The sequence below is a fragment of the Cyanobium usitatum str. Tous genome, assembly GCF_963920485.1.
Lineage (GTDB): Bacteria > Cyanobacteriota > Cyanobacteriia > PCC-6307 > Cyanobiaceae > Cyanobium_A > Cyanobium_A usitatum_A.
This window is the reverse complement of the sequence record NZ_OY986431.1, coordinates 1,280,693-1,305,894: the sequence shown is the minus strand read 5'-3', so window position 1 is coordinate 1,305,894 and position 25,202 is coordinate 1,280,693. Positions and strand designations below refer to the sequence as shown.

The 25,202-nt window shown below is 62.3% G+C and carries 27 protein-coding genes; 5 read left to right on the top strand and 22 right to left on the bottom strand.

What is annotated here, in order from left to right:
* Positions 1 to 45: 45 nt before the first annotated feature.
* Together hisG and U9970_RS07085 are read left to right on the top strand one after the other, a co-directional pair.
* Positions 46 to 693 (top strand): ATP phosphoribosyltransferase, encoded by a 648-nt coding sequence (gene hisG / locus U9970_RS07090; RefSeq protein WP_322766062.1) that lies wholly within the window; start codon positions 46 to 48, stop codon positions 691 to 693.
* Entirely contained in the window at positions 693 to 2,492 is a 1,800-nt protein-coding gene (locus tag U9970_RS07085) for an ABC transporter ATP-binding protein (protein ID WP_322765932.1), read from the top strand. The genes hisG and U9970_RS07085 overlap by 1 nt, the downstream gene beginning before the upstream one ends.
* Before the next feature lies 1 nt (position 2,493).
* On the opposite strand, the gene U9970_RS07080 is transcribed toward U9970_RS07085, so the two are convergent.
* Complete coding sequence (locus tag U9970_RS07080) at positions 2,494 to 3,315, bottom strand: alpha/beta fold hydrolase (protein ID WP_322765931.1); 822 nt, start codon at positions 3,313 to 3,315, stop codon at positions 2,494 to 2,496.
* Positions 3,316 to 3,323: 8 nt separating this feature from the next.
* On the opposite strand from U9970_RS07080, the gene U9970_RS07075 reads away from it, so the two are divergent.
* Entirely contained in the window at positions 3,324 to 3,812 is a 489-nt protein-coding gene (locus U9970_RS07075; protein ID WP_254937091.1) for a GNAT family N-acetyltransferase, read from the top strand.
* Here U9970_RS07075 and U9970_RS07070 read toward each other — a convergent pair.
* The 4 genes from U9970_RS07070 to U9970_RS07055 are packed head-to-tail and all read right to left on the bottom strand — an operon-like array spanning position 3,809 to position 7,155.
* Positions 3,809 to 4,717: a bestrophin family protein gene (locus U9970_RS07070; RefSeq protein WP_322765930.1), complete on the bottom strand. Its 909-nt coding sequence runs from the start codon at positions 4,715 to 4,717 to the stop codon at positions 3,809 to 3,811. The two genes, U9970_RS07075 and U9970_RS07070, sit on opposite strands and share 4 nt — an antisense overlap.
* Positions 4,602 to 5,438: a TIGR04283 family arsenosugar biosynthesis glycosyltransferase gene (locus U9970_RS07065; RefSeq protein ID WP_322765929.1), complete on the bottom strand. Its 837-nt coding sequence runs from the start codon at positions 5,436 to 5,438 to the stop codon at positions 4,602 to 4,604. Before U9970_RS07065 ends, U9970_RS07070 begins: the two co-directional genes overlap by 116 nt.
* Positions 5,429 to 6,034, bottom strand: a complete 606-nt coding sequence (locus tag U9970_RS07060; protein WP_322765928.1) for a TIGR04282 family arsenosugar biosynthesis glycosyltransferase — start codon at positions 6,032 to 6,034, stop codon at positions 5,429 to 5,431. Before U9970_RS07060 ends, U9970_RS07065 begins: the two co-directional genes overlap by 10 nt.
* Positions 6,031 to 7,155, bottom strand: coding sequence for a trypsin-like peptidase domain-containing protein (locus U9970_RS07055; protein ID WP_322765927.1), 1,125 nt, complete (start codon positions 7,153 to 7,155; stop codon positions 6,031 to 6,033). Before U9970_RS07055 ends, U9970_RS07060 begins: the two co-directional genes overlap by 4 nt.
* A gap of 96 nt (positions 7,156 to 7,251) precedes the next feature.
* On the opposite strand from U9970_RS07055, the gene dnaA reads away from it, so the two are divergent.
* Complete coding sequence (gene dnaA, locus U9970_RS07050; RefSeq protein ID WP_322765926.1) at positions 7,252 to 8,643, top strand: chromosomal replication initiator protein DnaA; 1,392 nt, start codon at positions 7,252 to 7,254, stop codon at positions 8,641 to 8,643.
* A 23-nt stretch (positions 8,644 to 8,666) separates the two neighbouring features.
* Here dnaA and U9970_RS07045 read toward each other — a convergent pair whose 3' ends face one another.
* The 17 genes from U9970_RS07045 to U9970_RS06965 form a co-directional block, all read right to left on the bottom strand.
* Positions 8,667 to 9,137 carry a hypothetical protein gene (locus tag U9970_RS07045; RefSeq protein WP_322765925.1) on the bottom strand — a complete coding sequence of 157 codons (471 nt, stop codon included), beginning with the start codon at positions 9,135 to 9,137 and terminating at the stop codon, positions 8,667 to 8,669.
* Positions 9,138 to 9,162: 25 nt separating this feature from the next.
* The gene (cbbX, locus tag U9970_RS07040; protein ID WP_254937085.1) at positions 9,163 to 10,089 is read right to left on the bottom strand and encodes a CbbX protein; all 927 of its coding nucleotides are present in this window, start codon (positions 10,087 to 10,089) and stop codon (positions 9,163 to 9,165) included.
* Positions 10,086 to 10,343 (bottom strand): 4a-hydroxytetrahydrobiopterin dehydratase, encoded by a 258-nt coding sequence (locus U9970_RS07035; RefSeq protein ID WP_322765924.1) that lies wholly within the window; start codon positions 10,341 to 10,343, stop codon positions 10,086 to 10,088. Before U9970_RS07035 ends, cbbX begins: the two co-directional genes overlap by 4 nt.
* Before the next feature lie 33 nt (positions 10,344 to 10,376).
* Positions 10,377 to 11,516 carry a CO2 hydration protein gene (locus tag U9970_RS07030; RefSeq protein WP_322765923.1) on the bottom strand — a complete coding sequence of 380 codons (1,140 nt, stop codon included), beginning with the start codon at positions 11,514 to 11,516 and terminating at the stop codon, positions 10,377 to 10,379.
* A complete protein-coding gene (locus U9970_RS07025; protein ID WP_322766061.1) occupies positions 11,516 to 13,060 on the bottom strand; it encodes an NADH-quinone oxidoreductase subunit M in 1,545 nt (514 codons plus the stop codon). The genes U9970_RS07030 and U9970_RS07025 overlap by 1 nt, the downstream gene beginning before the upstream one ends.
* 7 nt (positions 13,061 to 13,067) lie before the next feature.
* Positions 13,068 to 14,927: an NAD(P)H-quinone oxidoreductase subunit F gene (locus tag U9970_RS07020; RefSeq protein ID WP_322765922.1), complete on the bottom strand. Its 1,860-nt coding sequence runs from the start codon at positions 14,925 to 14,927 to the stop codon at positions 13,068 to 13,070.
* A 22-nt stretch (positions 14,928 to 14,949) separates the two neighbouring features.
* A complete protein-coding gene (locus tag U9970_RS07015; RefSeq protein WP_322765921.1) occupies positions 14,950 to 15,417 on the bottom strand; it encodes a ferritin-like domain-containing protein in 468 nt (155 codons plus the stop codon).
* 5 nt (positions 15,418 to 15,422) lie between these two features.
* The gene (locus U9970_RS07010; RefSeq protein ID WP_322765920.1) at positions 15,423 to 16,052 is read right to left on the bottom strand and encodes a BMC domain-containing protein; all 630 of its coding nucleotides are present in this window, start codon (positions 16,050 to 16,052) and stop codon (positions 15,423 to 15,425) included.
* A gap of 63 nt (positions 16,053 to 16,115) precedes the next feature.
* Positions 16,116 to 16,367 carry a carboxysome peptide B gene (locus U9970_RS07005; RefSeq protein ID WP_322765919.1) on the bottom strand — a complete coding sequence of 84 codons (252 nt, stop codon included), beginning with the start codon at positions 16,365 to 16,367 and terminating at the stop codon, positions 16,116 to 16,118.
* A complete protein-coding gene (locus U9970_RS07000) occupies positions 16,367 to 16,648 on the bottom strand; it encodes a carboxysome peptide A (RefSeq protein ID WP_254962088.1) in 282 nt (93 codons plus the stop codon). Before U9970_RS07000 ends, U9970_RS07005 begins: the two co-directional genes overlap by 1 nt.
* 1 nt (position 16,649) lies before the next feature.
* The gene (locus U9970_RS06995) at positions 16,650 to 18,155 is read right to left on the bottom strand and encodes a carboxysome shell carbonic anhydrase (protein WP_322765918.1); all 1,506 of its coding nucleotides are present in this window, start codon (positions 18,153 to 18,155) and stop codon (positions 16,650 to 16,652) included.
* Positions 18,156 to 18,162: 7 nt separating this feature from the next.
* Positions 18,163 to 20,541: a carboxysome assembly protein CsoS2 gene (csoS2, locus tag U9970_RS06990; protein WP_322765917.1), complete on the bottom strand. Its 2,379-nt coding sequence runs from the start codon at positions 20,539 to 20,541 to the stop codon at positions 18,163 to 18,165.
* A gap of 117 nt (positions 20,542 to 20,658) precedes the next feature.
* Positions 20,659 to 21,000: a ribulose bisphosphate carboxylase small subunit gene (locus tag U9970_RS06985; RefSeq protein ID WP_322765916.1), complete on the bottom strand. Its 342-nt coding sequence runs from the start codon at positions 20,998 to 21,000 to the stop codon at positions 20,659 to 20,661.
* A gap of 153 nt (positions 21,001 to 21,153) precedes the next feature.
* Positions 21,154 to 22,563 carry a form I ribulose bisphosphate carboxylase large subunit gene (locus tag U9970_RS06980; RefSeq protein WP_106502475.1) on the bottom strand — a complete coding sequence of 470 codons (1,410 nt, stop codon included), beginning with the start codon at positions 22,561 to 22,563 and terminating at the stop codon, positions 21,154 to 21,156.
* 64 nt (positions 22,564 to 22,627) lie between these two features.
* Positions 22,628 to 22,939: a BMC domain-containing protein gene (locus U9970_RS06975; protein ID WP_106502566.1), complete on the bottom strand. Its 312-nt coding sequence runs from the start codon at positions 22,937 to 22,939 to the stop codon at positions 22,628 to 22,630.
* Positions 22,940 to 23,169: 230 nt separating this feature from the next.
* Entirely contained in the window at positions 23,170 to 23,451 is a 282-nt protein-coding gene (locus U9970_RS06970) for a P-II family nitrogen regulator (protein ID WP_322765915.1), read from the bottom strand.
* Between the two features lie 4 nt (positions 23,452 to 23,455).
* Positions 23,456 to 24,451: a sodium-dependent bicarbonate transport family permease gene (locus U9970_RS06965; RefSeq protein ID WP_322765914.1), complete on the bottom strand. Its 996-nt coding sequence runs from the start codon at positions 24,449 to 24,451 to the stop codon at positions 23,456 to 23,458.
* A 153-nt stretch (positions 24,452 to 24,604) separates the two neighbouring features.
* Here U9970_RS06965 and U9970_RS06960 point away from each other — a divergent pair, with 153 nt between their 5' ends.
* Complete coding sequence (locus tag U9970_RS06960; protein ID WP_322765913.1) at positions 24,605 to 25,186, top strand: non-canonical purine NTP pyrophosphatase; 582 nt, start codon at positions 24,605 to 24,607, stop codon at positions 25,184 to 25,186.
* Positions 25,187 to 25,202: the final 16 nt, after the last annotated feature.

The following is a 25,202-nucleotide window of genomic DNA, read 5'->3' as shown; positions in this document are numbered from 1 at the left end:
GTCCAGTTTGTGGCGCCTTTCCATGATCACCGCTGCAGCCCCGGCATGATCACCGTCGCCCTCGCTAAAGGAGCCCTGCTGAAGGATTCGGTGGCGCGCTTTGCGGCCGCTGGCCTTGATTTCGCTGGCCTACTTGAGCCCGGCAACCGCCAGTTGATGGTGCCCAGCGCCTGCGGTCATGCCCGGGCCCTGCTGGTGCGCAATGCCGATGTGCCCGTTTATGTGGCCTACGGCCAGGCCCAGCTCGGCGTGGTGGGCTACGACGTGATCCGCGAACACCAGCTGCCGGTGGCCCAGCTGCTCGATCTGGGTTTCGGTGGTTGCCGCATGAGCGTGGCGGTCAAGGCAAGTAGTGGCTATCGCCGCGCCGCCGACCTGCCCGCCCACTGCCGCGTTGCTAGCAAATTCACCGGCTGCGCCCAGGCCTTCTTTGATGCCCTGGACCTACCGGTGGAGTTGATCCATCTGGCTGGATCGGTGGAGTTGGGACCGATTACCGGCATGAGTGAGGCGATCGTCGATCTGGTAGCCACCGGACGCACCTTGGAGGAAAACGGCCTGATCGCCATTGAAGACCTTTTCCACTCCACCGCCAGGCTGGTGGGCCACCCCTTAGCCCTGCGACTAGACGACGGTCCCCTACAGGGAATCGTCGACCGCATCGCTCTGGTTGCCACCCCCAGAGGGCGCTGATGGCAAGCCTCGACCGGCAACGCCTAGCCCGCCTACTTCCCTACCTCGGCCGTGATCGCCGCCGCCTCGGTCTCACCCTGCTGCTGCTGATCCCGGTGGCATTTGCCGCTGCAGTGCAGCCGCTGCTGGTGGGCCAGGCGATCGCCGTGCTGCGGCGCGAGCCCACCCTGGGCTGGCTTGATGGCATGGCGGTGTCGGAGGCAATGCGCCTGCTGGTGCTGTTGCTGGTTGGCGCGGTATTGGTGCGTTTGGGTTTGCAGGGCATCCAAACCTTCAACGTTCAGCTCGTTGGCCAGCGGCTCACCGCCCGCATCCGCGATGAGCTGTTTGCCCACGCCATGGCGCTGTCGTTGCGCTTCCACGACCGCACCCCCGTTGGCAAGCTGCTTACCCGGCTCACCAGTGATGTCGATGCCCTAGCTGAGGTATTTGGCAGCGGCGCCGTAGGTGTGCTGGCCGATTTGGTCACCCTGCTGGTGATCGCGATCACCATGCTCTCAATTGAATGGCGGCTCGGCCTGCTGCTGTTGGTCAGTCAGGTGCCGGTGGTGCTTGGCATTATTTGGTTGCAGAGTCGTTTCCGTAAAGCAAACTACCGGGTGCGTGAGGAGCTAAGCCAGCTCAATGCCGATCTGCAGGAAAACCTCCAGGGTTTGGAGGTGGTGCAGATGTTTCGGCGAGAGTCCGCGAACAGCGCCCGTTTCGCCCAGGTCAATGCCGCCTATCGCGAGGCCGTCAAAGGCACAATTTTCTTTGACAGCGCTATCTCGGCCTTAATCGAATGGGTGGCCCTGAGCGCCGTGGCCGTGGTGCTTGCCCTGGGCGGTTGGCTGGTGCTTGGTAGCTCCATGGGTCTAGGCACCCTCACCACCTTCATCCTTTATTCCCAGCGGTTGTTTGATCCCCTGCGCCAGCTGGCGGAGCGCTTCACCCAGATCCAGGGCGGCCTCACCGCTGTTGAACGCATCGGCGAGCTGCTTGAGCAACCGATCGAGATCGCTGATCTACCCGCTACTGAACGTTCAGCTGCAGCCATTCAGAGCGGCAGCAAGCGTGCCAGTGCTGGTGAAGTGATCTTCGACAACGTGTCGTTTGCCTACCGAGAAGACGACCCGATCCTCACCGATCTTTCCTTCCGCATTGCTCCCGGTGAACACGTGGCCCTGGTGGGCCCTACCGGCTCAGGCAAAACCACCGTGATCCGGCTGTTATGCCGGCTCTATGAGCCCCAGCGCGGCCGGATCCTGCTCGATGGCATTGACATCCGCCAATTGCCGATCACCACCCTGCGCCAGCGGCTTGGGGTGGTTCTGCAGGACACCTTTCTGTTCAGCGGCAATGTGGCTGACAACCTGCGCCTCGACGCCCCGATCAGCAGCGAAGCCCTGCATCAGATCTGCGCTGAGCTGGGCCTAGAGCCCCTGCTGCAGCGCCTGCCTGATGGGCTGGCCACCGAGTTGCGGGAGCGCGGCGGCAACCTCTCTTCCGGTGAACGCCAGCTTCTATCGGTAGCCCGGGTGGCGATCCGAGATCCCTCAGTCCTGGTGATGGATGAGGCCACGGCCTTCATGGATCCCTCCACCGAGGCCACCCTGCAGCGGGATCTTTCGCGCCTGCTGCAGCAGCGCACCGCCATCGTGATTGCCCACCGCCTTGCCACGGTGGAGGCCGCAGATCGCATCTTGGTGTTGCGCAAGGGGCACTTGATTGAGCAGGGCAGCCACAGCGAGTTGCGCTTGGCCGGCGGCGTCTATGCCCAGTTGGCCGACCTGCAGGAGCTGGGCCTGGCGGCGCTCTGAATCAATCTTCAGACCCTGGCAACTGGCTCAGCCACTGCTGAATCGGCGCTGCTAGTTGCTCCGGCATCTGGCCCATCGGCAGGTGGCCAGCTCCAGCCAGCTCAATGAACTCGTGCTGGGGGGCGTACCCAGCCAAATGGCGCACGTAGCGAGATGCCATCACCTGGTCGCGTTCGCCGGCAATCCACAGGCTTGGCGCCTGCAGGCGGGCGGTGAGCTGGGGCAGCTGGCGCACCGCGCCTCGGCCAGTGCTGCAGGCCAGCAGGCCCTGGGCAGCCCGGCGCTCGGCGAGCAGGGGGCTGCGCACCGGATCGCTACCCGGCAGCTCCGCCAGCCAGCCAGGCCGCCAGCGCAAAAACAGGGCGCCGCCGCGGCGCACCTGGGCAAAGGCTCGCGGCTGATACACGCCACCACCGGCAGCAATCTGGATCAACCCCACCAGTTGCTCGCCCAGTAGGGGCGCCGCATGCAGGGCGACGCTGCCCCCGAGCGAATGGCCCAGTAGCACTATTGGTCTACCTTCCGCCTGCTCCTGGGCCGCTGCGGCAAGCCAGCGGCCGTAGCTGGCCAGGTTTGGCTGCAGCCCCCGGGGCCTAGGCCGCTGGCCGAAGCCGGGTAGATCCGGCGCCCACAGCTGCCAGCGTGGTGCCAGAGCGGTGGCCAGGGGCGTCCACAGCCTGCCAGCCAGCAGCCAGCCATGCAGTGCCACCAGCAGGGGGGAGGGGGCTTGGTGCACCAGCGCTTGGCAATCCGGGCCCCCCAGGCTGGCGCAGCGATCGCAGCTCGAACGACCATCGGGCAGGATCGTTCCATTGCGTAGCACCTGCCCCTGTGGCTTCGGCCGAGCTCCTCACCAGCCTCTACGGGGACCAGCACCGGCTCTGCCCCACTCCCAATTCCCAGCTCAGCCTGGTGCTCAGCCGCGAGCGGGAAATCGACTTATTCGAGCTTGAGCGACTTTGCGATGCCGTGGGCTGGAGCCGCCGTCCCCTGCGCCGCGTGCGCAAAGCCCTGCAGCACAGCCTGCTGCGGGTGGGTCTGTGGCGCCACGATGCCCGGATGCCCAAGCTGGTGGGCTTCGCCCGCTGCACCGGCGATGGCGTCGTTGAGGCCACCGTCTGGGATGTGGCAGTACATCCCCTCTATCAGGGCGCTGGGCTGGGAAAGCAGTTGATGGTTTACGTCCTCGATCAGCTGCGCTCGATGGAGGTGGATCGGGTCAGCCTGTTTGCCGACCCAGAGGTGGTGGCCTTTTATGTGGCCCAGGGCTGGGAGCTTGAGCCGCTGCAGCGCCGTTGCGCTTTCTGGTATTCGCCCTAGGTCCAGAGACTGGGATCCTGAGAGAGCGGCAGGCGGGCCAAGGGATGGTCAGGGCCCAGCAGATCGGAGCTGATACGAGCGCAGATCAGGTCCAACGGCAAGCTGAAACTGCTGCCGTCACGATCAAATGGTCCCTCCACATAGGCACCGACGCGTTCAGCTATCAAGAAGGCCAGGAACAGCAGAATTCCCGTAATCGCCGATTGATTGGAGCTGAAATCCAGGAAGATGGCATAACCAAAGAGCCAACTAATCAGCCTGATGAAGACATCATAAACCGGAGGCAGTGGTGTATTTCGAACCTTCTCCAAACCTCCAACCGCATCGGTGAAGGACTCGACGCAGCGCAGCAGCACATCCCGGCCCCAGGGGCTGATGGCCCGGCGCTGGCGCAGGCGGCCGATGGCAGCAGCCCGAGCCCGGTAGGAATGATTCAGGGTGGTCTCCGCTGGCAAACCAAGGCTTGCGCAGAGGCGGTTAACCGCTTCGCGGGCATCCTGGCGCCAATAGCCACGCAGCTCGAAATTCAGCAGCCAAACCTGCAACACCTGCAGGGCCACCAGGCGGTTTTCCTCTTCCCGCCAGACACTGTCACTGCAGAGCAGGGTGTGGAGACAATCGCGCCAGTGACGGCTCACATTGGTTACTGCTCCCCAGAGGGTGCGGGCCTCCCACCACCGGCTGATCGCCTGGGTACTGCGGAAGGCCAGCAGGATGGAAACGGCCGTGCCCATGATCGCCAGCCCTCCCACATCGATGATGTCGATCTGCTTGATCAACCCCTTCGGTTCAAGGGCAAGGGTGATGCCGCACATGAGGGCGACAAGCAGCAGATCCAGCTTCATGCGCAGCACCAGCTGGCTCAGAACGCGAGGGATCTGACGCCGGGCCAGGCGAGGGGGCAAGGAAGCAGGAGCCATGGCGGCGAGTCTGCTCGATGCCGTAGTAGGCCGCAGCCAGCTGGTCGGCGCTGTAGCCCCGCCGCCAGGCACGCCGCAGGCGGGCATTGGCCAAGGTGGCCTGCCAAATACCCAGGGCCCGCCAGCGGCGCCCATCCACCCGCAGCGTTGCCCCCAGCGAACGCAAACGGGTGTGCTGGCGCAGGCGCTGCACCAGTTCCAGGTCTTCCATCAGGGGGATGGGCGCCACACCCCCGGCGCGGGCCAGCAGGCTGCGGGGCAGCAGCAACCCCTGGTCGCCATAGGGAAGCTGGCGCCAGCGGCTGCGCAGCGCCACCCCCAGCTCCACCAGCCGCAGGGCCGGGCTGGGGGCGTCGATCGCCAGGTTGAAATACCAGGCCGCCGGCGGGCGCCCCAGGGCGGTGGCCAAGGCCGCCTGCCAGCCGGCCCCCAGGCGGGCATCGGCGTGGAGCAGCAGCAGCCAGGCCCCACTGCTGCGGGATATCCCTAGGGCCAGCTGCCTACCCCGGCCCGGGCTGCAGGCCAGAACCCGTGCTCCCGCCAGGGCCGCCAGCCGAGGTGTGCCGTCGCCACTGGCCCCATCCACCACCAGCACCTCACTCACCAGCTGGGGCGCCGTCGCCAGATCGGCCAGCAGCAGCGGCAGTCGCGCCGCCTCATTGCGGGCCGCGATAACCACCGAAATCCCAGCCGAGCTCAGCGCCATGCCCCTAGGTCCTCCCCCCTATCCAGGTCCCTGCGCCAGGGCAGCAGGGCCGGCTCCAAACCCCGGCGCGCCAGGGCGGCGAGGGTTTGTTCCAGCACCTGCTCGCTGCCCCAGGCGATCCCTTCCATCAGGGTCGGTTCGGGCCTGCGCAAACCGATCAGCCAGTAGCCCCCGTCGCAGGCGGGGCCGAGCACCGCTTGCTGGTGATCCAACGCCGCAAAGGCCGAGGCCAGATCGGCCCGCTCCAGCTGGGGCAGGTCACTGCCGATCAACACCACCCGCCGGGCCCGTTCGGTGGCCGCCCGCTGGAACTGGCGCTGCATGCGCACCCCGAGCCCCCCTCCCCCCTGCAGCACGATGCGACCCACCCCAAGCTGGTCGCCCAGGCGCCGGGCGGCCCGGGGGGCGAGCCCATCGACCGCCAGCACCAGCTCAATGCCCAGCTGGCGGCCCACCGCGAGGGTGTGGTCGGTGAGCCGGGCCTGGATCCGTGCCGCCGCCGCCGCCCCGAGGCTGGAGGCCAGGCGTCGCTTGCAACGGCCCGGGGCCGGCCAGCGGGCCATCACGATCAGCTGGCGGTTGCAGGTAGCGCTCACCCCTGGCGAGGCAGTTCCGCTGGCTTGAGCTGCAGGGTCAGCCGCCCGTCGCCGCGACGCAGGGATACGGCCAGGGGCTGACCCACCCGGCCCTGGTCCACTGCCAGCTGCACCTCAGAGGGGTTCTTTACGGCCTTGCCGCCCACCTGGTCGATCAGGTCGCATGGCTTGAGGCCACCCTCGGCGGCTGGGCTGCCTGGCATCACCTCCACCACCACCACCCCATTCACCTCGGGTAGCCGGCATTCATCGGTGCTGGCGTTGATCTCTTTAGCCAACTGGGGCGTGAGGGCCTGCAGGCGCACGCCGATGTAGGGGTGGCTGGCGGAGCCCTTCTCGAGGATCTGGGCGGCGATCTGGCGAGCAACGTTGATTGGGATCGCAAAACTCAGGCCGGCGCCTGGGGCCTGACGGATCGCTGTATTGATGCCGATCACCTGACCCCGGTCATTGATTAGGGGGCCGCCACTGTTGCCGGGATTCACGGCGGCGTCGGTCTGGATGTAGGGCACGCGCTGGCCCTCACCCACCGCATTGGTGCGCTGGATAGCGCTGATGATTCCAGCTGTGACGGTGTTATCGAGGCCCAGCGGATTGCCAATGGCGATGGCCCATTCGCCGGGTCGCACTTTGGCGGAATCGCCCAGCGGAGCCACCGGCAGCTTGGAGGCCACCACCTTCACCACCGCCACATCGGTGAGCGGATCGCTACCGAGCACCTTGCCGGTGAAGCTGCGGCCATCGGGCAGGGTCACGGTCACTTCACTGGCTCCTTCCACCACGTGGGCATTGGTGAGCAACACCCCGTCAGAACGGGTAATGAAGCCCGAGCCCTGGCCCTGCTGCTGCTGAATCGTGGGCCCGCGGCCAAACAGGCCGCCCAGGGGGTTCACCACCCGCTTGACGGTGTCGATTCGCACTACGGCTGGCCCCACCTTGGCCACCGCATCAACGATCAGGGTGTTGCCCTGCTGCAGCGGCGGCGTGGGGGCCGCATCACTGATCGGTGTCTGGGTGCTCTGACGGCCTGGTAGCCCAGGTAGCCCTTGGCTGCAGCCCACCAGCAGCAGCGCCGCAGGGGCAATTAGCGCAGCTCGATTGCGGGGGGAGAGGCGGAGCATGGGGATGGACTGGGCCATGTCTTAATCCGCTTCATTAAAGACGGCCCTGCCGCGCAACCATGCGTAGATTCGGCTCCTTCTAGAAGGCGGGGTTCGGTGCAGCAGGGAGAGGAGCTGTGGCACCAGGTTCAGCAGGCCCTGCAGGCCAACCTCAGCAAGCCCACCTTTGAGACCTGGATACGACCGGCTCGCTGTCAGGGATTTGAGGCCGGCCAACTGCAGCTGGAGGCCCCCAACAGTTTTGCCTGTGGCTGGCTGCGCAAGAACTACCTGGGCACGATCGAGGCGGTTGCCAGTGAGATCGCCGGCCGCCCGGTTCAGGTTCGGGTTTCCGCAGCCAGCGGTGATGACGTGATTGCCGCCGCCGCCAGTGGAGGGGAGACGGCCATGGCTCCGGTGGCCCTTGCCAGTCGTGATGTGGCGCCGCGGGCAACGGGCGAAACGCCCCGGAAATTGGCTCCAGGCCTCAACCCCCGCTACGTGTTCAACCGCTTCGTGGTGGGCCCCAACAGCCGCATGGCCCACGCTGCGGCCCTCGCCGTAGCTGAGGCACCAGGAAGGGAGTTCAATCCCCTGTTCCTCTGCGGTGGCGTGGGGCTGGGCAAAACCCACTTGATGCAGGCGATCGGCCACTACCGGCTGGAGATCAACCCCGATGCGCGGGTGTTTTATGTGAGCACCGAAACCTTCACCAACGACCTGATCCAGGCGATCCGCAAGGACGGCATGCAGGCCTTCCGCGACCGCTACCGCGCCGCCGACTTGATCCTGGTGGACGACATTCAATTCATTGAGGGCAAGGAATACACCCAGGAGGAGTTTTTCCATACCTTCAACGCCCTGCATGAGGCGGGCCGCCAGATCGTGATTGCCTCCGATCGGCCCCCCTCCCAGATCCCCCGGCTGCAGGAGCGGCTGATCTCCCGCTTCTCGATGGGCCTGATCGCCGATATCCAGGTTCCGGACCTGGAAACACGCATGGCGATCCTGCACAAGAAGGCCGAGCAGGAGCAGATGGTTCTACCCCGCGACCTGATCCAGTTCATCGCTGGCCGCTTCACCTCCAACATCCGCGAGCTGGAAGGGGCCCTAACCCGGGCGGTGGCTTTCGCTTCGATCACCGGCCTGCCGATGACGGTGGAATCGGTGGCCCCCATGCTCGATCCCGGTGGTGGCGATGTGGAGGTGAAGCCAGGCCAGGTAATTGAGAAGGTGGCCGAGGTGTTCGGTGTGGGCGTCGAAGAGATGCGCAGCGCCAGCCGCAAACGAGCCGTCAGCCAGGCTCGCCAGGTGGGCATGTATTTGATGCGCCAGAGCACCAACTTGAGCCTGCCGCGCATCGGTGAGGCTTTTGGCGGCAAGGACCACTCCACGGTTATGTATGCCGTTGAGCAAATAGACCGCAAACTCAATAGCGATCCCGCCCTTTCGCGCCAGGTGCAGCAGGTGAGAGACCTGCTGCAGATTGACTCCCGCAAGCGTCGTTAAACCCTTAGCTAATTATATTGAATTCAGCGGCAGCCCTGCACTGAAATCCTGTAGCTGAATCCCAGGGCAGCGGGATCATTGCTTGCCCCTACCTTGAAATTCATCTGGGTTGCCTGCTTGCCAGGCACGCTTGCAAAGGGTCCAAACATTTTACCTGTGCCCATCGGCGGATTCATCAGAGTATTGAACATCTGCAAACTTGAGCCATCGCTGAATTTCATATTTCCCTCCACTGGGTACTGGGCTTGGGCATCTGAGGAGTTAGCAGTGAAGAAAAACTTGAAGCTGGTATAGGGCTGGGTGATGAAGAAATCGGTGTTCCAGTTGGTCTTGCCGATCAACTTGCCCCGTCCTACCGACTTGGACACGATCGGTGAGCTGCCATTCCCCCCAACCGGTTGCAGAAAGGTGCAGGTGGGGGCGGCTACGGCGTTGCCGCCCCAAAGGGCCGCTCCTAGGGCGAAACCGGCTGCGGCAAGGTGTGTCAGGGACATGGGGCGATCAAAATCAGTCCTGACTTTAGGTGAGGGGCCGAGATGGGTCCAATCCCTCTACTTCACCGTCAAATACGCGGCTGGCCGTGATGTCTTCAGCCTCGATCGTCATCAGGTCGAGTTTGGTTAGGGGGCTGCCGAGGCGGCTAAATAGGCGGTTGGCCTGGCGCATCCGGGCTCTGTCGATGGCGTTACGGATGGAGCGGGCGTTAGCGAAGAAGGGCAGCTGCATGCGCCGGTGGATGTAGTCGGCGAAGGCTGCGGTGGCCTCCTCGCTGAAGCGGTAGTTTTCAGCGGCTAGCACCAGTTGGGCAATGGCAAGCAGTTCCTCGGCGCTGTAGTCCGGGAAATCGATATGGTTTGCCACCCGGGATGAGAGTCCTGGATTAGATTGATAAAAAATATCCATTCGCTCCTTGTAGCCCGCAAAAATCACTACTAAGTCGTCGCGGTTGCTCTCCATCACCTGCAGCAGGATTTCGATGGCTTCGGCGCCGTAATCCCTTTCATTCTCTGGTCGATAGAGGTAGTAAGCCTCATCGATGAACAGCACGCCTCCCATTGCTTTCTTGAGCATTTCCCGGGTTTTTGGCGCGGTATGGCCGATGTATTGCCCCACCAGATCGTCGCGGGTAGCGGTCACCACATGGCCTTTGCGCACATAGCCGAGGCCGTGCAGGATTTTGCTCATCCGAGCGGCAACTGTGGTTTTACCCGTTCCCGGTCGCCCCGTAAATGACATGTGCAAGCTGGGCGGCTTGGTCTCGAGCCCCACCTGCTGCCTGGCCCTATCGACCACCAGTAAGGCCGCAATCTCTCGGATGCGGGCCTTCACCGGCCGTAAACCGATCAACTCCAGGTCGAGCTGATCGAGCATCGCCTGAATACCGGCTCCTTCATAGGCCGCCTGTAGATCGATCACCGTGTCGTTGCCGGGGGCTGGGAGTGTCAACAGACCAGAGCATCAATTGCTGCGGTGAAGGCCCAGTCCGCTGCTTCGATTGGGGTGTCTTCGGTTTCAGCGCGCAGCGTCAGGTTCACGTAGGTGCGCCCGAAGCTGATATCGGGGAAGCGTTGCTCGCTCTCGCAGAGGGCATTGAGCCGCTCCAGAAAGTCTCTGGTGGTGGCGTAGTCACCAAATTCAACGCGCCGCTCCAGCCTTTCGGCCTGCTCGGGTTTGGGGCGTGGGGTCCAGGGTTGGTCCATTAATTGAGGCTAGAACAGGTCATTTTGGGCAGCTCAGTCAAGGCAATCTGTGCGGGCAGTGGCCAAGCGGGAGGCCCAGGCTGCGGCATAGGCCCGGTTTGCTGCCTGGGCTGCTGGTTCGCTGCTGTTGAGCGGCTGAGGGAAGGTGCCACGGATAGCTGCATTGGTGACACAAAACATCGACTTTTGGAAGCTCATGCAGATTTTCACCCGCACATCCCCCTCCCCCCGAGTGCGCTCGCGATACCACTGGTGCAGACGCTCCGGTAGGTGCCGGAACATGTCTTGCATCAGTAAGCTGGGTGGAATGCCGGCGCCCATGCTCGGGAGGGGGTCGGCAAATAAGGCGCCGTAGGCAAACTGCGCTTGGTCTGGTGAGATCTGCTGGGCTTGGGCGTTGAAGCTCACCGTGCCCAGGAACGGCATGCCCCGCAGAAAGACCGCCTCCACGTAGGGCACGGCCACATCTACCAGGAAGGTGAGACCGGCCTCCGGTGGCAGCACCCAGAAGTGTTCGCCGTCAACCTCCACTCCGTAGGTGATCGGGTTGGCAGCGGCGGCAACAAGTCCGTCCTTGATGAATTCGACTACAGCATCGATAGACCCCACCCTGCCATCTGCCTCAGCCTCGGCCAGATCGATAAAAAGATCGCTCATGACCCGCCAAAACTGACCGAGAGCGTGGGTGGTGGCAGCTGTACGAATCAGCTCGGGCAGGAAGCCCCTGAACAGGGGGTTGAGCAGGGCAAGAAGGGGATCAATTCTGGTCTTACGGCGAATGATCGCGGCGCAGTTGGCCGCAAACGCATCGGAATCGAGATAGGCATCAAGTCCGCCGGTGCCATGCCAGAGCATGGCCTTCATGCAGTATTCGGCGTATTCGAAGTTGATCCGGTCGTGGATCAGATGGCGCCAGATCTTGGCTGGGTTTTTGTCACCATCAAGGTATTTGAACAGTGGAAAGGGCAGCAGAAACTGCTGCTCGGCTTGGAAGATCAGGTTGATGCTGTAGGCATCCAGCACCTCTCCATAGCTCTTGAGCACATCCACCACCTCGATTAGGTGGTCTGCGGATTCACTGAGCAGGGTCTGGCCGCTGAGTAGCTGCTGTTCGAGTTCTAGGGCAGCAGGCCTACCCCCAGCGTGGACCAGTTCGGCAGAGATGATTGGCATCAGCCCACTCCCCACGGATGCAGGGCTGCTAGTTGCATGGCTGCCACCAGCGCTGGCAGTTGGGCCATGGAGGTGGAGGCAGCCTCACTCAACTTGCCGAGGCCCGCGGGCAGCAGGCCGATGGCCACTACAGCAAAGGCCAGGCCCATGGCAGGGATGGTTTCGCGGGGAGCCACGGCGGCTAAGCGCACATCGAGGCGACCATCGGCCACCGCATCGGTAGCCGGTGTCACCGCCAGGCGGCCGAAGAAGGCGCGGTTAACTAGCAGCAGCAAATAAACCGCCGTAAGGCCCGAACCAACCATTGAAAGCAAGGTGGCCAGGGGGAAGGCGGTGATGCTGCCGCGGAACACCATGAACTCCGAGATGAAGCCGGCCATGCCAGGCATACCGGCACTGGCCATCACCCCCAAAATCATCAGCGTGCCTGTGAATGGCAGACCCCGTTCCGGGTTGAGCAGACCATGCAGCACCGAGAGATCCCGGGTGCCTGTCTTGCGATACACAATGCCCACCAGCAGAAATAGCAGGGCTGATATCAGGCCGTGGCTGACCATTTGGAACACTGCGCCGAGCAGGGCGACCGGTGTGGCAGCGGCAGCGGCAAGCAGTATGTAGCCCATGTGACCCACGGAGCTGTAGGCCACCATCCGCTTCATGTCCTGCTGGGCGATCGCTGCCAGGGAGCCAAACAGCACAGATACTGCTGCCCAGATGGCCAATCCCGGTGCCAGTAGGGCCCAGGCTTCCGGGAAAAGACCCATGCAGAAGCGCAGCAAGCCGTAGGTGCCCAGCTTCAGCAGCACCCCTGCCAGCAGCACTGACACTGGTGTAGAGGCCTGGGTGTGGGCATCGGGTAGCCAGTTGTGAAAAGGGAATAGGGGCACCTTGATGCCGAATCCCACCAGCAGTGCCCCGAGCAGCACCAGCTGTCCTCCCATCGCCAGCCTTTCACTGGTGACCGGGGTGAGGCTGAAATCCACACTGCCGGTTAGTAGGGCCAGGCCCAGGAAGGCTCCGAGGATCAGCATCCCCGACACCGCTGTAAAAATCAGGAATTTCGTGGCCGCATAGGCCCGGTTGGCGCCGCCCCAGATGCTGATCAGAAACCAGAGTGGGATCAGCTCCAGCTCATAGAACAGGAAAAACAGCAGCAGGTTTTCGGCTAAGAAAGCACCGTTGACCGCGCCGCTGATAACCAGCAACAGGGCGAAGTAGATGCGGGGCCGCTGGTTGATGTCCCGGGTGCAGATCGCTGAAACCAAGGTGAGGGCACAATTGATCAGCACCAGCGGCATTGATAAGCCATCGACCCCTAGCCGGTAGTCGAGGCCGATGCTGCCGACCCAGACAAATGACTCCTGCAGCTGCATGCCACTGAGGCCGGTGTCGAAGCGGAGCAGCACCAGCAGGCTCCAGATCAATTGCAGGCCCAACACCACCAGGGCCACGGTGCGCATGCGTCCGGGCGAGGGGTTGCCGGGCCATAGGGCCAGGGCAAGGGCACCCAGCAAAGGGATCAGTAGAAGCAGGCTCAGCATCAGGCGCTCCTCATCCGTGCAACCACTGCAGCGAGGTGAGCAGCAGCACAATCGCCAATAGGACCGTTAGGACATAGGTCTGCAGCTGGCCGCTCACCGAGAGCTTCAGCCCTTCGGCGCTCGCCAGGGAAAGCCTGCCGATGCCATTAACAAAGCCACTAACCAAGGCCCGGTCGATCCAGTTACTAAATCGTGCCAGACCTGCCACCGCCGCCACAATCGTCACCCTGTAGATGCGCTCGGTGTAGAAGTCGTAGGCAAGTAGATCCTGGAGCAACCGCAGAGGCTTGAACATGGATCGGGACCAGAACTTGTGCAGGGGCACCAGGCAGCCGCCGATTACTCCAGCCACGCCGCTTGCCACCACTGCAATGGCGAGAGGCAGGGGGAAGGAGGCCAAGCCCGGTACCGAATCTATCCTGGCCATCAAGGCTGGCAGGAGAGCTACCAGCACGGTCAGGCTCACCATCGGTAGGGCCATCAGCCAGTTGACCTCAGGGGCCCGCTTGGTTTTTGGCAGAGGCGCTCCCATAAACACCTGCCGGTAAACCCGGGTGAGGTTAAAGGCTGTCAGTGCATTGGTGATCAGCACAACTGCGGCAAAAAATGGTGCAGTGCGGCCCAGCGCATCCACCAGCAGTCCGAAGCACCAGAAGCAGCCAAGGGGCAGCAAGCCCACCAGGCCGGCTCCCCCCACCAGGTAGGCGGTGGTGGTGGCAGGCATGCGGGAGCCCAGGCCACCCAGCTCGGTGAGGTCCTGGCAGTTGGTAGTGGCAATAACGCTGCCCACACTCATGAACAACAGGGCCTTGGCGAGGCCATGGGCAAACAACAGCAACAGGGCAACAGCCGGCTGTTGCAGGGCGATTGCAATGAAAACCAGGCCCAGATAGGAGGTTGTGGAGTAGGAGAATGCCCGCTTGATATCCACCTGGGCGATCGCCACCAGGGCACCAGCCAGGGCGCTGATTGTGCCTACCACCAGCAACACATCAACAGCCAGCGTTGAAAACCGCAGCAGCGGCATTACTTTGAGTAGCACAAGGGCTCCAGCGGTCACAACTACGGAGTTGCGCAAAATCGAGGCTGGGTTTGGACCCTCCATGGCCTCGTCAAGCCAGAGGTGCATCGGGAACTGGGCGCACTTTCCCATGGGGCCGGCGATCAGGCCCAGCCCGAGCAAGGTGCCCGCAAGCGGGGTTAGGGAACCATTGGCATGGGCTTCGGCTGCCCACACGTAAAGGTCATCGAATTCCATCGATCCAGCCCAGGCTGAGAGGGCGACTACGCCCATCAGCAGCAATACATCGCCAACCCGCTTGGTCAAAAAGGCGTCTCTGGCCGCCGTAACGACCAGCGGTTGGGCGTACCAGAACCCCACCAGCAGATAGGTGGAGAGAGTGAGCATTTCCAGCAGGAAATAGCTCATGAATAGATTGCTGCTTAGTACAACTCCAGCAAGGGCGCCTTCAAAGAAGCCCACCAGGGCATAAAACCTGGCCAGGGCCCACTCCTTATCCAGGTAACCCAGGGCAAATACCTGACCCACCAAGCTCAGTCCGGTTACCAGCTCAAGGGCGGCCAGATTGGTCAGGGATAGGTCTAAGCCAATGCGCAGGTCGAGATCGGCAGCCTGAAACCAGGGAAGCTCGATGTGCTGGGGACCCAGTAGCCATACCTGCTGCAGGATCAAGGTGCCATGCACCACCGCCAGCAGCGTGACGATCAGGTTGAGATAGGCCGCAGGGCGAGGACCGTGACGCTTGATCCAGCCAGCAGCCCAGGGCAGGGACAGAACCATGCCGCTGAACCCGTATAGGGGGATCAACCAGGCCAGCTGGATCGAAAGTGGCAGGGGTGGGGCGAACAAGGGGGAATGGGCGTCGGTCGGCTCAGAAGGTGGCCCGTTCCATCGAAGGATTGGGGCTGAAGCCAAGGCTGCGCAGCCAGGCCCCCAGATCTTCGCCGTGCTGCTGTTCGTCGTTCCAAAGACTCCTGAACAGGGCTTCGTTAGCGCCATCACCAACCAAAACGCAAAAGCGAACCGCCTCGGCGTAGTGGTGGATCAGGTCGTTTTCGAGGGCGAGATTGAGCCGGAGCAGTCCGACCAGGTCGGCGGCATGGACAACGGGCCTCAACTGGGATGCTGCAGGAGCTACCCCGAGAGCAAGCATGCGCTGCACGAGGCGTTCTGCATGCTGCATTTCTTCCACGGTTTCGCGTCGAAACCGGGCAGCCGAATCACCATCTCCCCAGAGCTCCACTAGGGAGGCCTGGGTCATGTACTGCTGAACGGCGGAAAATTCCAAGCTCAGGGCGCGGCCAAGGTAACCCAGGACGCGCGGATGAACGGCGCCCATGGCCATCAGAGGCGACGGGTGGTAGCAGTTGCGATCAGGGCAGGCTCCACTTCGCTGTGGGGACGGGCGATGATGTGGGCAGCAACCAGACCGTCACCGACGCGCTCACAGGCATCAGCGCCGGCACGCACTGCTGCATTCACCGCACCTGTTTCGCCGCGAACCATCACGGTGACGTAGCCACCGCCAACGAACTCACGGGCGATCAGGGTCACTTCAGCGGCCTTGGTCATGGCGTCTGCGGCTTCAATCGCTGGCACCAGGCCACGGGTTTCGATCATGCCGAGGGCGATGCCCTGAATGGAAGGAGCCATGGCGTTGCTGCGGGAAGGTGTGGTGGGGGGGGTGGTGCCGGCGCCCTTGCCGGCACCGGTACGGGCGCCGGTTGAGCTGGCGCTAGAGCGGCGTGTCGTGCTGGAAGCACGGCGCGCTGTCGAGGCAGCTGGCTTGGCTACGGCTTTCGCCGCAGGGGGCTGGGCAGCCGCCACCGGCAGGGCCTTGGGGGCCGCTGCAGGCGGGGTTGAGCTGGCCGCCGCCGCTGCAGCCACCGGTGTGGAGCTGGTTGCCGCAGCCGCGGGGGCGGATTTGGCAGCAGCAGCTCCGCTGGTGGTGGATTTAGGGGTGGGGGTGGCCATGGCTCAGGAGTATGGGGGCTGGAGTGATGACAGGTCGATCGGGCAGCGAGCTACCCGGGCCACCTAGCCGTCGGGCTCCCAGAAATCAATGATTCCACCGATCGTCAGATCGGTCTGCACCTCGGGATCACCGCAGGCGAAGCGGGCCGCAGAGCCACTGGCGGTGAATACCCAGTTGCCTGGGGATGCACCGACTGGGTCGACAGCAACGCTCAGCTTGCCCTTGGCGGTGCGCAAGATGCGCAGATTGGAGTGATCTAATCCGGCAACCCGCTGGCTGCAAACCAGAGAGCCGGTGACCTGCATGATTTCCATTAGCTGGCCCCTCCTGGCGGAACTTGAGCCTTGCCAGCATCAGGATCCCAGTGGTCAATGATTCCCACGATCGTTAGATCGCTCGGGTACGACTTGCTTCCAGCGGCCTCGCGCGCGGCCGAGCTGCCGACGCAGATCACCCAGTCGCCTGGTACGCAACCCACGGCATCAACTGCCACTTTCTGAGTGCTGCCATCGAGCACCACCTGCAGGTGCTTGTACTCAAAACCTGGAATGCGATTGGTAGACACCAGTGGTTTAACCACCTTGCAGATCAACATGTCAGTGCCCTCCTCCGCTCGCGAATGTGATGGTGGAACCTACAGCTTCAGCTGGGGTGTGACGGTCTTGATCCCGCACGGTAAGCAGGGCATGCAATAGGCCCTGCTCAAACAACTCGGGGTAGCGGTTTTCCATGGCGGCTTGCACCCGCTGGCAATTGCGGATCGCTCGCTGCCTCGCCCCGGGCACCTGACCGTTGTAGTCAAAGCGCAATACCACTGGCACAGGCAGGCCCTGAGAAACGTTCAAGCCCTTGAAAATCTTTATGCCTACATCTAGATCGGGCGCTCCCTCCTCCACCGTGTCCATGTAGGCGAAGTAGGTGAGGTTGCGCAGGTGGATCTCCTTGAAGCCTATGCCCACACCGATAAAGCGCTCGGCATGGCCCGCATCTCCGTAGCTGCCTCGGTGGTACTGGCGCACATAGTCGATCTGGGAGATGTTGTTCTCGATCAGGCGGGCTATCAGCTTCACCATGCCCGGGTCGGGACTGCTGGCCGCTGCCTGCTCCACCAGCGATTGAATGCGGGCCCGGCCCTCAACCGCATTGAGATGGCGGGTGGCCTCATAGGCCGCTTTGGCATCCAGCCAGCTCTCCAGATTGGTGCTGCCATCAATGCCCGGCACATGCACACGAATCGTGTCGGTGTCTGTGTCGATGCCTAGTAGCAACAGATCTACCGAGGCACCACAGCAGAAGCTGTTTTCGACGGCCTGCTGGAAATCCTTGAGCCGGGCAAGGCCACAGGAGGCCGCCAAGGCGTCATCACTGCCGTGGGCAGCACAGCCCTCATGCAGTGGATCTTTTGAGCTGAAGTGATAAAGCACCACCTTGAGGTAACGGGTGTCATCGTGCGCCGAATTGGGCTGACCTTCCCGGTAGCGACGATGCTCAGTTTTGACCCAGCGGTTGACCGTGTTTTCGACGTCAAACAGGGCACCGGCATGGGAACGCCGCCGCACCGAACTGAATGGAATTCTCAGGGCATAGGCCATGGCATGGGCCAGGCGCCCGTCAGCGCACGGGGTTGCGTCGAGTAGATGAAATCCACAGGCCAGTAGAAACTCATTGAAGGCTTCGGCAGCGGGACTGCCAGGCTTGCCTCCCAGGGGGTCGTGCTGAAAGAAGGAGTCGCTGGTTTGTTCGTAGGTTTCAAATACACACCAGGCGAACAAGGTGCGCATGTCGAGCTGGCTGACCCAGGCCTTCTCGAGAATGGGCAGTGGCAACTCAAAGCCCAGTTCTGCCCTTGCTAGCAACTGGGCCTGCTCGATGAAATCAGCCTCGTGCTGCAGGGCTGAAAGGCGCTTGAGCAAGGGCACAATGCGATCAAATGCGCCTTTGACCTGGTCTTCGTAGGCCCTCAGGACCCCATTGAGCCGAGCATCGCTAAGCGGATGCAAGCCAGTCGCCACTAGCTCGCTCGCGGCAGCGGCGCCGGGCCGACGGCGGGGAGCCGTCGGAGCCAGCGGGCGATAGGCAGTGGCGAGCGGGCGTCGGGGCATCAGGGGTTCAGCCGCGGGCACCGCCAGACACGGTGATCAGGGAGCCGGCTGTGGTGTTGCCGCTAGAACCGGTGACTCGGCTGACTGGCTCGGGACGCTCCTCGTTGCGCTTCGGCTGGAGGGCGGCTGGCATCGAGGTCTTCGAGCCTGGCCGGGTGGGGTTGCGGCGCCGGGCTGAAACCCCCTCGGTGCCGGTGACTCGTTCACCCCGATCCCAGTCATCACCAGTGATCTTCAAGCCAGCAGAGATGCCTTCGCCGGTAACCCTGGAGGTTGGACGGGCATCGGCGTCAACGCTTACGGGAACCTCAATGGGCCCCCGAGCGATTTGGCTGCTGCCGCGACGGTCGAAGCGGAATTGCTCGGTGCCGGTGACCATGTCACCGGCCAAGTCAAAAGGGCCGGTAATCCTGCTGCCCTGCTCGTAGCTGGTGCCGGTTACCGCCCCGGCTGGTTCTCGCCCCACCTGGGCTGAGCGAGCCGGGGATTGGATGCTGAATTGCTGCCAGGGCTGGCTGCCCGCCAGGGGTTGGGGGAAGTCGGAGTCTTGGGCTGCGGCGGCACCGCAGACCTTGGCGAGTTGATCGCCACCGATATAGGGAGTGCCAGTAACAGCTTCACAGGCCCCGCGTCCCGCACCAGTGAGGACACCGCCAATGCCTGGCTGTATGCCACTCATGCGATTAGAGCCCCGCACCGGAGTGCGCTGACGGATTTCGGCGACAGACTTGCTGTTGCAGAAGTCCCCTGCCTGCTCAAGGCCGGCGTAGGGCGTGCCGGTTACGACCTTGCAGGTGCCGGGCTCATCACCGGTGACATTGGAGGAGCGGCCCGTGTGGGTACCGCTGACGACCTGGGCCCGATTGGTGACGCTGAAGCCCACCTTGGCAGACTCTGGCTCGGGCTTGCTGGCGCAGAAATCCGCGTATTGCTGGCTGCCGACGTATTCATCACCAGTAACCATGCGGCAGCTGCCGGGCTCATCACCGGTGACATGCTCGCTGCGGCCCACATGGGTGCCAGTGATGCCCGTGCCACGAAGGGTATGCAAGCTTGCAACCTTGGTAGGGGCCCGTCCAGTCACCTGGCCTTGATCGGATATGTACTGGGAGCCGGTGAGCTGCTTACCCGAGCCGGGTTCGTCACCAGTGACAAGGCTTGAGCGACCAACCATCACACCTGAAACTGCCTGACCTCCCTCGGTCTGGCTGCGTCCAACCTTGCGTGGGCTAGGGCTGGGGCTGGAGGTGCCGCAGAAGGCTGCTGACTGATTGGCGGAAACGTATTCGGTGCCGGTGACGTTTTTGCAGGTTCCGGGCTCATCGCCGGTCACCTTTTCAGAGCGACCAACCTCATTACCAGTGACCCGGTTGCCATGGGTAGTGGCGCTGACGCGCACCTTGGCAGGTTGACTTGCCACTGGACCGCTCTGACAGAAGGCCTGGAACACCTCGGCGCCTAGATATTCGGTGCCCGTAATGGCGCGGCAGGTAGCGGCTTCGTTACCAGTGGTTTTCTCTGAGCGATTGGCCTGGGTTCCGGTAACCACCTGACCAGAGCTGGTTTCGCTCACTCCCACTTTCCAGTGGGCTTCTGCGGCGGCTGCTTGTTTGGCTCCGTGGCGGTTTGGGCCGGAGGGGCGGGTGCCAGCGACTCTGCTGGAACCAGCGCTACCAACCTTGGCCCGCAGTTCACGCACCTTCTGGGAAAGTTCGCGGGCGCTCATATCAGGATTGCCTTGGCGGGATATCGAAGCAGCTGTAGTGCTCTTAGGGGCATTAGCTGATTTGCCACGCTTGGAGAGAGCTTCTCTCCGGGCGAGCACAAGGGCCCGGCTGGGATCTAGTTGGGAGAGGCGCTTGGCTGTGGCACGGCGATCTCCACCACTTCCACTTGTATTGCTAGAGCGGTTACTGAGGCTCAATTGGGCCGGTGCAGCAGCGGTCTCGCCTTGACACTTGCACTTTGCTTCCGCTACTGGCGCTTGGACTTTTGATTCAATTTTTGCCAGGTCCGTGCGTGTGCGGTCGCTTGAGGTATCGGCACGTTTGCCACGTTTGGAAAGGGCTTCCCGTCGGGCAAGCACCAAATCTCTACTGGGATTTGCGATTGGACGGGCCTGGGTGGTCCGGCTGGAGCCGGTGGGTGCAGCAAGGCTGCGGTGGGAGGCAGCCGCCCGGGCGTTCACAGGCGGGGCAGCAACTGGAGCGGCCTTGGCCACCGATGCTGAGGACTCTTGCGCTGCGGCTGTGCGGGTGGGGCGAGCGTCTTCAACCGAGCGCACACGGCTCGCACCGGAGGTGAACCGGCTGGCGGCTTTTTTGCCGCCGTTGGTGAGAGCCCTGCGGCGCTCCAGAGCTGCTTCCCGGCTGGATGTGCTGGCCATGTCCGCCCGTCGAATGGAATATCTGAAAAGGTGCCGACCAGTCCGCAGCGCGAACTAGCCAGCAGAGGAAAGGGGTTGGGGCCCAGGTCAATGGCGCGAGCCCCGGAAGGGCTGGGATCAGCGTCCTTCGAATACCACGAAGCAGGAACCCTGGCTTTGGGTATAAGCGTCGTAGCCCACCAAGCGAACGTGGTGGTCGGGGTAGGCGCGGTGACAAGACTCAAGCTCGTTCACGATCACACCCAGATCCTTCTCGCCAAAGAAGGGAAGCTTCCAATAGGACCAGTAGGTCGCCATGGAGTTGCTGGGATGGACATGCTCAACGAGCGGGCTCCAACCCTGGGCAATGATGTAAGCGATTTGATCGTAAATCTCGTCCTGGGTCATCGGCGGTAGGAAGCCGAATGTCTCCAGGGTGGCGACTGTTTGATAGTCACCCACGGTGCTCTTGAAAGGCATGGGGATCCTTATGTGGATGGAATGTTTGAACCTTGTACAAAAGGCTCTTAATCTCGTTCGCAGAGATTAATTTAATCTCAAGTTCTGAATATTCCGTTCTGGCAGGTGAGTAGGCAAATTGCTTGCCCCACTCACCAACTCAGACTGGAGATTTCAGGTGTCGAGCTTGTCGACGGTGTCGAACTCGAACTTGATTTCCTTCCAGGTCTCCAGGGCGATAGCTAGCTCAGGGCTGTGCTTCGCTGCTTCCAGAAGGATGTCGCGGCCTTCGCGCTCGATTTCACGACCGGCGTTACGGGCTTTTACGCAGGCTTCGAGAGCCACGCGGTTAGCAGCAGCACCAGCAGCCGAACCCCAGGGGTGACCGTGGGTACCACCACCGAACTGCAACACGGAGTCGTCGCCAAAAATGGCAACCAGTGCGGGCATGTGCCAGCAGTGGATACCGCCGGAGGCCACGGCGAACACGCCGCCCATGGAGCCCCAGTCTTGGTCGAAGAAGTTGCCGCGGCTGCGATCTTCGGGGACGAAGGATTCGCGCAGTTGGTCGATATAGCCGAGGGTCGACTGGCGGTCGCCCTCCAGCTTGCCGACCACCGTGCCGGTGTGCAGCTGGTCACCACCGGAGAGACGCAGGCACTTGGCCAGCACTCGGAAGTGGATACCGTGCTTGGGATGGCGGTCAATCACAGCGTGCATTGCACGGTGAATGTGCAGCAGCATGCCGTTCTTACGGCACCACTTGGCAAGACCGGTGTTAGCGGTGAAGCCACCAGTGATGTAGTCGTGCATGATGATGGGCTGGCCCAGTTCTTTAGCGAACTCGGCGCGCTCATACATCTCTTCAGGAGTTGCAGCGGTGCAGTTGAGGTAGTGCCCCTTCTTCTCGCCTGTTTCCTGTTGCGCCAAGTTGGTTGCTTCAGCAACGAACTCGAAACGGTTCTGCCAACGCTGGAAAGGTTGGGAGTTGATGTTTTCGTCGTCTTTGGTGAAGTCCAGACCGCCGCGTAGGCACTCATAGACAACCCGGCCGTAGTTCTTACCGCTCAGGCCGAGCTTCGGCTTAATGGTGCAGCCCAGGAGAGGACGGCCGTACTTGTTCATACGGTCGCGCTCAACCACGATGCCGTTCGGGGGACCCATGCAGGTTTTGATGAACGCCATCGGGAAGCGGATGTCTTCCAGACGCAGGTGGCGCAGGGCCTTGAAGCCGAACACGTTGCCGACCAAGGAGGTCAACACGTTGGTGATGGAGCCTTCTTCGAACAGGTCGAGGGGATAGGCAATGAAGGCATAGAAGGCTTCCTTGTCGCCAGGAACGTCTTCGATGCGGTAGCAGCGGCCTTTGTAGAAGTCGAGGTCGGTGAGGAGCTCGGACCACACGGCGGACCAGGTGCCGGTTGAGGATTCAGCGGCCACAGCAGCGGCAACTTCTTCGCGGGGGACGCCTTCCTGGCCGGTGCATTTGAAGCACGCCAGCAGATCGGTGTCGAGGGGGATGTAATCAGGAGTCCAATACGTGTCGCGGTACTCCTTGACCCCGGATTCGTACTTCTTAGCCATGAATGATTCTCCGGTTGGGTCGGTAAGGGAAATGGGTTGGTTAACGCCTCAGACGTTGGTCAACTCAGTCCTTCTGACCGGCGTAGTTGCCGTTGCCCAAGGCAGGCTCCACTTCGCGGTGTGGGCGAGCAATGATGTGCGCGGCCACAAGACCGTCGCCAACGCGCTCGCAGGCATCGGCCCCGGCGCGCACAGCTGCGTTGACGGCGCCGGTTTCTCCGCGCACCATCACGGTGACGTAGCCGCCACCGACGAATTCACGACCGATAAGGCGCACTTCGGCGGCCTTGGTCATGGCGTCAGCCGCCTCGATCGCGGGCACCAGCCCCCGAGTTTCGATCATGCCTAGGGCGATGCCCATGGATTCAGTTGCCATTACCTGCTCCTGGTGGAGGTGGGGTTGAATGTTCGCTCGCAACCATGGTCGGCAGCCAAACCCCCCGTCAAGCCATTTGGCCGGAACCGACCATCACTGTTGCGTCGCCTTTAGATAAGGCAGGCTGATCAGTGCATCACAAAACGTTAGGTAATGCTTGCCGTTGTAGTGCTGGCAAGGGGTTTCGGCCCCGCTTATCTCGTTTTGAACAAAATTTGCTTGCCCAGCATCTAGAGGGTCTCTGCGTCTGTTACGTACGCCACTCCGCCGTAGTAGGTCAAAAGGGGGTGCAGGGCTGCGCGCAATCCATTCAGCAAATCCGCTTCGCAGAACACGATCACATGGGCATTTGCGCCTAGACCGCTGAATTCCATGCCCTCGGACACGGAGCCATGCGGACCCTTGCCGGTGACGTGTCTGACGACGGAATAACCGGGCACACCCGCTGTTTCCATTGCCTGGATCACCGCATCCAACTCCCGCTCGCTGAGGATCAGTTCGAGGCGTTTCATTGATTTATCCGGCAGCGGGAAGCAGGGCGTTAATCATGGCCATGTAGAGGGGGATGCCAACAATGATGTTGAAGGGAAAGGTGACTCCCAGAGCTGTCGATATATACAAACTGGGATTGGCCTGCGGCACTGTCATCCGCATCGCTGCTGGTACCGCGATGTAGGAGGCGCTAGCGCACAGCACCACAAACAGCAGGGCATTACCAGGTCCGAGGCCCAAGCCTCGGGCGAGCAGGGTGCCCACTAGGGCATTGAAAAGTGGCATCAGCACCGAAAAGCCGATCAGAAAGGCTCCCGCTTGTCGTAAATCTCGGATCCGTTGGGACGCCACGATCCCCATGTCCAACAGGAAGAAGCTGAGGGCTCCATAAAAAAGTTTGTCGGTGAATGGCAGCATTTTCTCGATGCTGGCTGGGCTGAATGCTGCGACCAATAAGCCAATCGCCAGACTCCCGACCAGCAGAAATACCGAGCTATTTAAAAATGACTCTCGCAGCACCGAGCTCCAGCCCATCTTCGGTCCAGCTGCTTGCTGGCTAGGGGCTGCCAATTTGACCAGCAGCAGACCCACAATGATGGCCGGCGATTCCATCAGGGCCAGGGCAGCCACCATGAAGCCATCGAAGGGCAGGTTCTGGGTTTCCAGAAAGCTCTCGGCCGTGATGAAGGTCACCGCACTGATCGATCCGTAGGTGGCGGCGATGGCGGCGGCGTTAAAGCCATCCAGCCTGGTTTTCAGTACCAGATAGCTGTAGAGCGGCACCAGTAGCGACATCGCCATGGCGGCGGCGATTGTGGGCAGCACCTGGCCACCGAGCCCGCTGTGCTGCAGCTCCAAGCCACCTTTGAAACCGATGGCGAGCAACAAATAGAGGGAGAACAGCTTTGGGATTGGGGCTGGGATTTCCAAATCCGATCCCACCAGTACGGCGGTCACGCCAAGGAAAAAAAACAGCACCGGCGGGCTGACCAGGTTCTGCAGAATCAGGCTTGGGTCCATCGGTTACCCCTGGAACCCAATCAGGCGGGGGCCAAGGCGTCTACCAACCGTAGGTCTGCTGCAGGAAATGACAGCCAGGGATTCGGTCTTGGCAAGCTGGAGCCGAAATCGACACCTCATTGGGGGACAATGACTTGCCCCGATTCCTGCTGAATGCCGATCCTGGTCGTCGCCAGTGGCAACCCCCACAAGGTGGCCGAAATCGGCGCGATGCTTGAGCTGGTTGAGCTGGATGTGCTTCCCCAGCCGTCCGGTCTGGAGATTGAGGAAACCGGGGCGACCTACCTCGCTAACGCCCGTCTCAAAGCCGAGGCTGTTGCCCGCCTCACCGGCCACTGGGCCCTCGCCGACGACTCAGGCATTGAGGTGGATGCACTGGATGGAGCTCCGGGTATTTTTTCGGCCCGCTACGCCCCCAGCGACCACGAGCGGATTCACCGTCTGTTGAACGAACTGGGCGACAGCCTTTATCGGGGAGCCAGCTTCCGCAGCGCCATGGCCCTGGCCGATCCATCCGGCACCACCAGGGCGGAGTCTGAGGGGATCTGCCGCGGCCAGATATTGCGCGCTCCCCAGGGTCATGGCCCTGGTTACGACAGCCTTTTTTATGTGCGCGAGGCAGGCTGCTCCTACGCCCAGATGGGCCCCCACCTCAAGGCCAAGCTCGGCAGCCGCGGCAAGGCAGCTCGGGCGCTCGCCCCAGAATTGCTCCGCCTGCTGGAGTTGAGCAACTAATGCTCAACTGCCAGAT